General features: G+C 25.8%; 11 protein-coding genes. All 11 read left to right on the top strand.

The window, feature by feature from the left end; all coding sequences use genetic code 11:
- Window positions 1-458 (top strand): hypothetical protein (locus tag ACTHW2_RS02965; RefSeq protein ID WP_442262246.1); only part of this gene is annotated, 458 nt, incomplete at its 5' end.
- Window positions 459-481: 23 nt separating this feature from the next.
- Entirely contained in the window at window positions 482-1900 is a 1419-nt protein-coding gene (locus ACTHW2_RS02960) for a sugar transferase (RefSeq protein WP_442262245.1), read from the top strand.
- A 274-nt stretch (window positions 1901-2174) separates the two neighbouring features.
- Window positions 2175-3410 carry a glycosyltransferase family 4 protein gene (locus tag ACTHW2_RS02955; RefSeq protein WP_442262244.1) on the top strand — a complete coding sequence of 412 codons (1236 nt, stop codon included), beginning with the start codon at window positions 2175-2177 and terminating at the stop codon, window positions 3408-3410.
- A gap of 3 nt (window positions 3411-3413) precedes the next feature.
- Window positions 3414-4433 (top strand): polysaccharide biosynthesis protein, encoded by a 1020-nt coding sequence (locus tag ACTHW2_RS02950; RefSeq protein ID WP_442262243.1) that lies wholly within the window; start codon window positions 3414-3416, stop codon window positions 4431-4433.
- On the top strand, window positions 4433-5542 hold the full coding sequence (locus tag ACTHW2_RS02945) for a capsular polysaccharide biosynthesis protein CapF (RefSeq protein WP_442262242.1): 1110 nt from the start codon (window positions 4433-4435) through the stop codon (window positions 5540-5542). The genes ACTHW2_RS02950 and ACTHW2_RS02945 overlap by 1 nt, the downstream gene beginning before the upstream one ends.
- A 3-nt stretch (window positions 5543-5545) precedes the next feature.
- Window positions 5546-6670, top strand: a complete 1125-nt coding sequence (gene wecB / locus ACTHW2_RS02940) for a non-hydrolyzing UDP-N-acetylglucosamine 2-epimerase (RefSeq protein ID WP_442262241.1) — start codon at window positions 5546-5548, stop codon at window positions 6668-6670.
- Between the two features lie 2 nt (window positions 6671-6672).
- Complete coding sequence (locus ACTHW2_RS02935) at window positions 6673-7890, top strand: glycosyltransferase family 4 protein (RefSeq protein ID WP_442262240.1); 1218 nt, start codon at window positions 6673-6675, stop codon at window positions 7888-7890.
- 16 nt (window positions 7891-7906) lie between these two features.
- A complete protein-coding gene (locus ACTHW2_RS02930; RefSeq protein WP_442262239.1) occupies window positions 7907-9070 on the top strand; it encodes a hypothetical protein in 1164 nt (387 codons plus the stop codon).
- Between the two features lie 15 nt (window positions 9071-9085).
- Window positions 9086-9913 carry a LicD family protein gene (locus ACTHW2_RS02925; protein ID WP_442262238.1) on the top strand — a complete coding sequence of 276 codons (828 nt, stop codon included), beginning with the start codon at window positions 9086-9088 and terminating at the stop codon, window positions 9911-9913.
- Window positions 9910-10296 carry a glycerol-3-phosphate cytidylyltransferase gene (gene tagD, locus ACTHW2_RS02920; RefSeq protein WP_442262237.1) on the top strand — a complete coding sequence of 129 codons (387 nt, stop codon included), beginning with the start codon at window positions 9910-9912 and terminating at the stop codon, window positions 10294-10296. Before ACTHW2_RS02925 ends, tagD begins: the two co-directional genes overlap by 4 nt.
- 12 nt (window positions 10297-10308) lie before the next feature.
- Window positions 10309-11256, top strand: coding sequence for a polysialyltransferase family glycosyltransferase (locus ACTHW2_RS02915; protein ID WP_442262236.1), 948 nt, complete (start codon window positions 10309-10311; stop codon window positions 11254-11256).
- Window positions 11257-11279 lie beyond the last annotated feature (23 nt).

Raw genomic sequence — 11279 nt, 5'->3', positions numbered from 1 at the left:
CTACAAAGTTAGAAGAACAATTGAATTTTATGAGAAAGAAAGATATAGCTTTTTCATTTACCTCTTATTCACTTATAGATGAAGAAGGAAATGATTTAAATAAAACAATAAAGGTTCCTAAAGAAATTGATTATGAGGGATTACTTAAAAACACAATAATAGGTTGTCTTACAGTAATGATAGATAGGGAAAAAGTAGGTGATTTTAAGATGCCCCTAGTACGTGCTGGTCAAGATACTGCTACTTGGTTATCTATACTTAGAAAGGGATATATTGCCTATGGGTTGCAAAAATCACTTTCAAAGTATAGAATAGTAAAAGGATCAATATCTCATGGTAAGATAAAAGCTCTTAAAAGAACATGGAATACATATAGAAATTTAGAAGAATTACCACTTCCTAAAGCCATATATGTATTTACATTTTATGTATTTAATGCAATTAAAAAACGAATATGATCCTTAATAGAAAGGAAAAAACTATGAATACTAAAAGAAAAAGAGATGGTGCATTCTATAAAGCACTATTAGTAGGAATAAATATAGTTTTAATTATAGCTGCATATTATGTAGCGTTTTATTTTAAATTTGATAGAATAATAAGTCCAAAACATATAGGTCAATTTTATCAAATAATTCCATATTTAATAATAACATCGTTAGTATTTTTTTATGTAAATGATGTATTTGCCATTTTAAAAAAATCATTTTTAGATATCATATATTCATCAATGATTTCATTGGTAATGATAAATATAACAACGGTAGCTATACTTTTTTTAGCAAGAACTTTATCATTTCCTCGTTCAGTACTTATGATTTCATCTATAATACAAGTTGTATCAATATTTATTTGGACTACTATAATATGGAAAAGGGTTCAAAAGCTAAAAAGAAAAAAAGATGCTATCATAATAGGAAATAAACCAGATAGTGATATAGTACTTAAAAAAGTGCTTATAAATTCAAAAAATCATATGAATATAAAATTCATATGCAATAAACTAGATGAAGAAATGTATAAATATATTGATAGAGTAGATGAAGTTATAATTGCCCCTGGAATAGAAAGTCATATAAAAGATGAAATTATAACATATTGCATAGAAATGGATAAAATAGCTTACCTGGTTCCATCGCTATCAGAGATATCATTATATAATGCTAGTATAGAACAATTTGATGATATACCAACGTTTAAAATAGACTCACTTTATATGTCTATAGAAAAAAGGTTTATGAAAAGAACCCTAGATTTATTTATCTCAATTATAGGACTAGCACTTACATTACCTATAATGCTTATTGTAGCTATTATTATAAAAGTATATGATAGAGGTAATATATTATTTTCTCAAGAAAGACTTACAAGAGATAATAAAACATTTAAACTGTATAAATTTAGAACAATGGTAGTAGATGCAGAAAAACATACAGGTCCAGTACTTGCAACAGAAAAGGATCCTCGTATTACACCTCTTGGAAGAATACTTCGTTCTACAAGATTAGATGAATTGCCTCAGCTATTTAATGTCCTTATGGGGGACATGTCTATAGTAGGACCAAGGCCTGAAAGAGAATATTTTGCAAAGGAATTTATAAAAGATATACCTGATTTCAAATATCGTGTAATAGTTAAAGCAGGAGTTACAGGATTTGCTCAAGTTTGGGGGAAATATTCTACTAGTCCTGAAAATAAGATAAGGTATGATTTATTATATATAAGGAATTATTCTTTTTTACTTGATCTCAAACTTATACTTGAAACTATAAAAGTTATGTTTGTAAAAGAAAGTTCAGAAGGGGTAAAGGAAGATAAATCTGTAAAAGAATTATTAGAGGATGAAAATCTTAAATCAAAGGAAAATACTAATATAATAAAAATAGAAAAAACAAAATAAGATTTTATTAATTTCATTAGGTTTTGTAAATAATTCTTAATAAACAAAGAACTATTTTTCATTTTTCTCCATATTGTTTTTTTATAACCATAAAGGAATGAATTCATCATACTCAAATACTTTCACAAAAATTTTGAAACGTATATAAAATGCATCTATATCTTGACCAAAATATATTTATACTATACAATAAATATGGAAATTTTACTATTTAAATTATGTCATTGTGAAATTGATAAAGTAATATAGAAATGTTAAAAAAGGGGTAATAACAATGAGTTACAATGGAGATGTGCTATTTTTATGTCAATTCTTTTATCCAGAATATATATCTTCTGCTACTCTTCCATATGACACAGCAAAAGCATTAGTTGAATCTGGTTTTGAAGTAAATGTTCTTTGTGGATATCCTGAAGAATATAACAATACTGGTAAAGTTCCAACGGAAGAAATACATGAAGGTATAAAGATAAAAAGGATCAAATATCTCCAATTAAAGCGTAGTAATATTATTGGGAGATTAATAAATTATTTTTCTTTTGTTTTTTTTGTATCATTAAGATTTTTATCTCTTAGAAAATACAAATCTATCATTGTTTATTCAAACCCTCCAGTATTACCTTTTATAGCTGCTATGGCAAAGAAGTTTTTTGGAACAAAAGTAATTTTTGTAAGCTATGATGTTTATCCTGAAATTGCAATTAAAACTAATGTTATTTCTAATAGAAGTGTTATAAGTAAATTAATGAGATGTGTAAATAAAACTGTATATAAAAATGCTAATAAAGTTGTAGCGTTATCAAGTGAGATGAAAAATTATTTACTCAGATATAGAAGAGGATTAGATGAAAATAAATTGGCTATAATACCAAATTGGTATGAAGATAAAAAAGTTCTTAAAAATTCTTCATCTCATGAAAATAAAATTTTTAAAAATTTAAATGCTAAAAATAAGCTAGTAATTTCTTATTTTGGTAATATGGGTATTGCCCAAGATTTAAACACAATAATAAATGCAATGAAAATATTAAAAAATGATACTGATATAGTTTTTTTATTTGCAGGACATGGAAATAAAATGGATTTAATGAAAAACACAATTAAAAGGGAGAATATAAAAAATGTCTTTTTTTATAATTTTCTCCATGGTGAAGATTTTCAAGATGCCTTAAACATAAGTGATTGTTTCTTAGTGAGTTTAGCTGAGGGGCTTACTGGTCTTGCTGTACCTAGCAAGACTTATAGTTATATGATGGCTGGCAAGCCAGTAATTGCAATTATGGGAAAAGATTCAGATATAGCCAGAGATTTAATTGAAAATAATGCTGGATATTCTGTAGAAGTAGGTAATGTAAATAAATTAATAAAATCAATTAATGATTTGAAAATGAATGAAGACAAAAGAAAGTTAATGGGAAAAAACATTAGAGAAATATTTCAAAAAAAATATAAAAAAGAAAAATGCACTCAAAAATATGTAGATTTAATTAAGAATATATTGGAGGCTTAATATATGTTTAAAAATAAAACGCTATTAATTACCGGAGGTACAGGATCCTTTGGAAATGCAGTAATGGAAAGATTTTTAGATACAGAAGTAAAAGAAATACGTATCGTTTCTCGTGATGAAAAAAAACAAGATGATATGAGAAAAAAATATATGAATGATAAAATTAAATTTTATATAGGTGATGTAAGAGATATATCAAGTTTAAAAAATGCTATGTATGATGTAGATTATATATTTCATGCAGCAGCCTTAAAGCAAGTTCCTTCATGTGAATTTTTCCCACTTGAAGCAGTCAAAACCAATGTATTAGGTACAGATAATGTGCTTACAGCTGCAATAGAATGTGGAGTTAAGAAAGTAATATGTTTATCAACAGATAAGGCAGCATATCCTATAAATGCAATGGGAATATCAAAAGCTATGATGGAAAAAGTAATAGTAGCTAAAGCAAGAACAGTATCATCTGACAGAACTACTATATGTTGCACTAGATATGGAAATGTAATGGCCTCACGCGGCTCTGTTATACCCTTATTTATAGAACAGATTAAAGCTGGGAAGCCACTAACAGTCACTAATCCAGATATGACAAGATTTTTAATGAGTTTAGAAGAAGCAGTAGAACTTGTAGTATTTGCATTCCAAAATGCTAATGCAGGAGATATAATGGTACAAAAAGCACCAGCTTCTACAGTGGGGGAGTTAGCTCAAGCATTAAAAGAACTATTTAACGTAGACAATGAAATTAAAGTAATAGGTACTCGTCATGGTGAAAAGTTATATGAAACATTACTAACTAAAGAAGAATACTTTGTGTCTAAAGATATGGAAAATTTCTTTAGAGTTCCAGCGGATAAAAGAGATTTAAATTATGACAAATATTTTGTTGATGGAAATAGAAAGTTATCTACAGAACAAGAATATAATTCTCATAATACTAAAATTTTAAATATAGAAGAAATAAAAGAAAAATTATTAAAATTAGATTATGTAAAAAATGAATTAAAGGATTGGAATATATAATGAAAATCTTGGTTACAGGCTCTCAAGGATTTATAGGTAAAAATCTTTTATCGGAACTTAAGAATAATGGTTATATAGATGTCTTGGAATATTCAAGAGAAACAAATGAAGAATTATTAGATGAATACTGTAGGAAAGCTGATTTTGTTTTTCATCTTGCGGGAGTAAACAGACCAAAAGATGAAAAAGAATTTATGAAACAGAACTTTGGCTTTACTTCTAAACTCTTAGGCAAATTAAAAAAACATAATAATAAAGCTACAGTACTCATAACTTCTTCAATTCAAGCAGAAAGAAATAATGCTTATGGGAAAAGTAAAAAAGCAGGAGAAGAATTACTTTTTGAATATAGTAGAGAAACAGGAGCAAGGGTGTTAGTATATAGATTAAAAAATTTATTTGGTAAATGGAGTAAGCCAAATTATAACACAGTAGTAGCTACATTTTGCTATAATATATCAAGAGGCTTAGAAGTTCAAGTGAATAATGAAGAGACTAAGTTAGAACTTTGTTATATAGATGATGTATTAGAGGAATTTTTAAGGGCATTAAACAATAATCCGACAAAAGAAGATAGATACTGCATAGTTCCAGAAACTTATAATATAAAATTAGGGAAATTAGCAGAGATTATAAAAAAATTTGAAGAAGATAGAACTACATTATCTATTCCAAATATGAATGATCAACTTACTAAAAAACTTTATAGCACATATTTAAGTTTCTTACCAGAAGATAAATTTAGCTACGATTTAAAGATGAATAAGAATAATAAAGGTTCATTTACAGAGTTTATAAAAACACCTGATAGAGGGCAAGTGTCAGTCAATATATCAAAACCTGGAATAACAAAGGGTGAACATTGGCATCATACAAAAAACGAGAAGTTTTTAGTAGTGAGTGGTAAAGGTGTTATAAGATTTAGAAGAGTAGGTAGTGAAGAGATAATAGAGTACTATGTAAATGGAGAAAAGTTGGAAGTAGTAGATATACCTCCAGGATATACTCATAATATAGAAAATTTAGGTGAAATAGATATGGTAGCAATAATGTGGGCAAACGAAAGGTTTGATCCAGAAAATCCTGATACTTATTATATGGAGGTTTAGTAGATGAAAAAATTAAAAGTTATGACAGTTGTAGGTACTAGACCAGAAATAATAAGACTTTCAGCTGTAATAAATAAATTAGATGAATCAGAAGCTATAGAACATATCCTTGTTCATACAGGGCAAAATTATGATTATGAATTAAATCAAGTGTTTTTTGATGATTTTAATTTAAAAAAGCCAGATTATTTTTTAAATGCAGCAATAGGTGGAGCTATAGAAACAGTAGGAAATATATTAATTAAGATAGATCCTATAATGGAAGAAGTTAATCCAGATGCATTTTTAGTACTAGGAGATACCAATAGTTGTCTATGTGCAATAGCAGCTAAAAAGAAACATATACCAATATTTCATATGGAAGCAGGAAATAGATGTTTTGACCAAAGAGTACCTGAAGAAACAAATAGAAAAATAATAGACCATACTGCAGATATTAATCTTACTTATAGTGATATAGCAAGAGAATATTTACTTAGAGAAGGATTACCAGCAGATAGAATAATAAAGACTGGAAGTCCAATGTTTGAAGTATTAGAATCAAGAAAAAAAGATATAGAAAAGTCTAATGTATTAGATAAATTAAATTTAGAAGAAAATAAATATTTTGTAGTATCAGCACACAGAGAAGAAAATATAAATTCAGAAGAAAACTTTTTAGATTTAGTTGATAGTTTAAATACTATAGCAGAAAAGTATAAATTGCCTCTAATAGTTAGTACACATCCAAGAACAAGAAAAATGATAGAAGAAAAAGGAATTGAATTCAATTCACTAATAAAAACTATGAAACCACTTGGATTTAATGATTATATAAAATTACAAAAAAATGCTAAAGCAGTATTAAGTGATAGTGGAACAATAAGTGAAGAATCATCAATATTAGGATTTAAAGCTCTTAATATAAGACAGGCTCATGAAAGACCTGAAGCTATGGAAGAGGCATCTGTAATAATGGTGGGACTAAAAAAAGAAAGAATATTACAAGGACTTCAAGTGTTAGAAACCCAACAAAAGGGTGTATTAAGAAGAGTTTATGATTATTCTATGTCGAATGTATCTGAAAAAGTAGTTAGAATAATATTATCATATATTGATTATGTTAATAGAGTGGTTTGGGGGAAGTAATATTGAAGGTATTACAAATTAATTCAGTTTGCGGAATAGGTAGTACTGGTAGGATAGCTACTGATATTCATAATATTTTAATAGAACAAGGACATAAGAGTTATATTGCTTATGGAAGAGATGAATCAAAAAGTTGTAATAATACTATTAAAATAGGCAATAAAATAGATATCTATGAACATGTAGCATTAACTAGAATATTTGATAAACATGGATTTAGTTCTAAGAATGCTACAAAAAGATTCATAAAAGAAATTGAAATTTTAGATCCAGATATTATTCATTTACATAATATTCATGGATATTATATCAATATTGAAATATTATTTGATTATCTAAAAAAATCAAATAAACCAGTGGTTTGGACTTTACACGATTGTTGGGCTTTTACAGGTCACTGTACATATTTTGATTATGTAGGATGTGAAAAGTGGAAGACTCATTGTAATAATTGTCCTCAAAAGAAAGAGTATCCAACAAGTTTAGTATTTGATAATTCTAGAAAAAATTTCGAAAAGAAAAAAAGAATATTTAATGGAGTTAAGAATCTTAAGCTAGTTACTCCATCCAATTGGCTTAAGGAATTGGTAGAAAAATCTTTTTTATCGGATTATCCAGTGAAGATTATAAATAATGGTATAGACTTACAAATATTTAAACCTACAAACAGTAATTTTAAGGAAAAACATAATATAAATGATAAGTTTGTAATTTTAGGAGTAGCTAGTGTTTGGGATAGAAGAAAGGGATTTAATTATTTTAAAGAATTATCACTCCGGTTAAGTGAAGATGAAATTATAACTATAGTTGGTTTAACAGAAAAACAAAAGAATAATTTACCCCGAAATATAATAGGCATAACAAAAACGAATGATATAGAAGAATTAGCGCAAATTTATACTGCAGCTGATGTATTTGTAAATCCGACTATGGAAGATAATTTTCCAACTACAAATATTGAATCTATAGCGTGTGGAACTCCTGTTATAACCTTTAATACAGGTGGAAGTGTAGAAAGTATAGATCAAGGCACTGGATATATAGTTGAAAAAGAAGATATAGAAGGATTACTAGGAAAAATTAAAGAAATAAAATATTATGGAAAAAACACATATAAAGATAATTGTATATTAAGAGCAAAAAAATGTTATAACAAAAAAGAAAAATTTAATGAATATATAGAAGTTTATGAACAACAGGTTAAAAAAAGTTTTGAATAAAGGTAGAGGGCATTATATGGATAATATGGATACGATAAAAAATAAAATCATCAATAATAGACTCATTAATATTCTTATAATAATTTACTTTTTATCCGTTTTTTTATCGATGATTTATGATGTCAGAGTTTTAATTTGGATTAAAAGAATAATAGCTATTTTTGGATACTTTATGCTATTTATAGATAAAAAGAAAATTAAGACTAATTTATGGACGTTAACTTATTTGATTATTATGCTATTATCAGGATTAATTATGGTAATTATAAATGGCAATGGTGAATTCATTCAAATAATTAATGCAGTAATTACTTTTGGTGGAATCTCTATATTATTATTAAACTTCAAATTAAATATTAAATATATGTGGATATTATTCATTTTTCAAATCTTATATTATTTTATTAACATGATATTTAAAATACCTCCTGATGATTTATTTTTACATCAAAGTAGAAATTATATATCTATATATGTAATTCAATTTTTAACATTATTATATATTGCATACCAAGATAATTATAAAAAAGTAGGAATATTTCCAGCTTTAATTTGTTTTATATTAAGTGTTTGGGGACTAGGTAGAGGTGGCATACTTATTTCACTTATTTTATTAATCGGTATGATATCATTATATTTGTTTGAATATATAAAAGGCAAAAAGAAAAGTAAAAGAATATTGACTAAAAAAAATATTATTATTTTTATTATGGTAGCAATAATAGTATCTATATTAATAGTGGCTACAGGTGTTTTTGAATTGATATTTGGTAGATTTTATGATATGGGACTTGAAAGTGCCCGTACTATTATATGGGGTGATTACTTACAGAAAACTTTTAGTTCTTTTTCTAACTTGCTTTTTGGATTTAATTTAGAATACAATAGGTTATTTACTCGGTATGATTTTAATTTGCACAATTCATTTTTAAGTATGCATGCACACTATGGGTTAATATTTTTCTTGTTAAATATATTTCTATTAAGTAAAACATTTATATTTTATTTTAAAACTAAAGAGTATCAAATGTTAATATTAATGATAGCATTTTTTCTAAGGGCAGGTACTGATTATATGTTCTCAGTACATTTAGGAGATATATTTCTTATTTACTTCGCATTATATTCATTTACTATAAAATCTAACAAACTATTTAAGAAAAAAATGATTTCAAAATGATTAGGTGGTATAAAATTGGATAATATTTTAAAAAAAATACATGAAATACAATTAGAAATTGCATTAGAAGTAAAACGGTTATGTGAAAAAAATAATATTAACTATATATTAATAGCGGGTACACTTTTAGGAGCAATAAGGCATAAAGGATTTATTCCTTGGGATGATGACATTGATATAGGTATGCTCAGGGCAGATTATGAAAGGTTTCTAAATATTGCAAAAGAAGAATTGAATTGTAAATATTATTTGCAAACATGGCATACTGATGATAAATTTGGGTTACCTATTGCTAAGATACAAAAAAAAGGTACAGTGTTTATAGAACAAAATTCACAAAATGTTACCCAAAAAAAAGGCATATTTATAGATATATTTCCTTTTGATAATGTACCCGAATCTAAACTTTTGAAGAGATGTCATAATTTAAAAACTTATATATTAAAAAGAATATTAATTAGTAAATTAGGGTATGAAGTTTGGGAGAAAAATGATAATAAAAAAAGAATTATTTATAAAATAATTAAATGTATATCTAAACCTTTTTCTATAGAACTAATTAAAAAAAACTTGGAAAAAGAAATGAAAAGATACAATAATAAAAGAACTAAAGACGTAGTAGCAATTGGTGGTTCATATGGATATATAAAAGAAATAAAGAAGAGAAAATGGTTAGATGAATTTGAAAAAGTAATTTTTGAAAAAAATGCTTTCTTTGCCCCAAAAGATTATGATGGATATCTTAAAAGCCTGTACGGTGATTATATGATTTTACCACCTAAAGATAAAAGAGAAAATAGACATAAAATCATTAAAATAGATTTAGGAGAGAATAAAAAATGAAAAAGATAATAACTTATGGCACTTTTGATTTACTCCATTATGGACATATTAATTTATTGAAAAGGGCTAAAAAATTAGGAGATTATTTAATAGTAGCGTTATCTACAAATGAATTCAATGAAATAAAAGGTAAAAAATGCTATTTTCCATACGAAGAAAGAAAGCAATTATTAGAAGCTATTAGATATGTAGATTTAGTTATACCAGAAGATAGTTGGGAACAAAAAATAGAAAATGTGAAAGAATTTAAAGTTGATATTTTTGTAATGGGTGATGATTGGAGAGGGGAGTTTGACTTTTTAAAAGAGTACTGTGAAGTTGCTTATTTAACTAGAACTCCTGAAGTTTCAACTACAAAAATAAAAACAGACTTAAAATTATAAGGAGTTTAAAATATGAAAGCATTTTTTTGTTTGACCCCCTATCAAATATTATTAGCAATTCACTTAAGGGAAAGTATGCTTAAAAATAAAAAAGTGGATATATATATATTAGATCATTTTGATGGTGCAGAAGAAATAGCAAGACGAATAGGTAAATTGGATATATTTAATGATGTTATATATGTAAATTGTCGCGTGTTTTCCAAATCCTTTAACCAAAATAGAAGTTTGAAATTCTTTTGTAGGAAAATAAGTGCATATTTAAAATATAAAACTATTTCAGAGAAATATTTTGAATTTAAAAATAAAGAATATGATGAAGTTTATTTCACCAATCCTGCAATAATAATTCAAATAGCAATAAGAAAGTTATATGATAAAAATAAAGATATAAAAATAAATCTGTATGAAGATGGAATAGGAGGGTATAGTTCTGATATAATTACTAATTCTATATATAAAAAGATTTTTAATAAAACATTTGGTTTCGATAAAACAAATGATCGATATAATAATATATTAGTATTTAAACCTAATTTATACTCTGGGAAGACAAGTATACCAATAAAAAAGATTCCCGATATCGACAAAACAAATAAATATTTAGTTGATATTTTAAATAAAACATTTGATTATAATAATAAATATAATATAGAACAAAATTTGATATTATTAGATCAACCATTTAATAATGATAAATTAAATGAAAAAATAAAAGATATTTTTGAACAATTTTTAAATGATGATTATATAGTTAAATTACATCCTAGGACGCAAAAGAGTATTTATGATGGATTTGAAATATATAAAACAAATTCAATACCTTGGGAGATAATTTGTTTAAATAATAATATAGAAGATAAAATACTTATATCTTATTTATCTACTGCATCATTTTCAAGCAAATTATTATTTGATAAAGAACCTAGATTAATATTATTATTTAATTTTATTATATAGTTTTGAGGATAATATTTTATTAA

The organism is Tissierella sp., from assembly GCF_052089545.1.
Classification (GTDB): domain Bacteria; phylum Bacillota; class Clostridia; order Tissierellales; family Tissierellaceae; genus Tissierella_A.
Note: the sequence above shows the minus strand (reverse complement) of the source record. Positions and strands in the feature narration are given on the sequence as shown.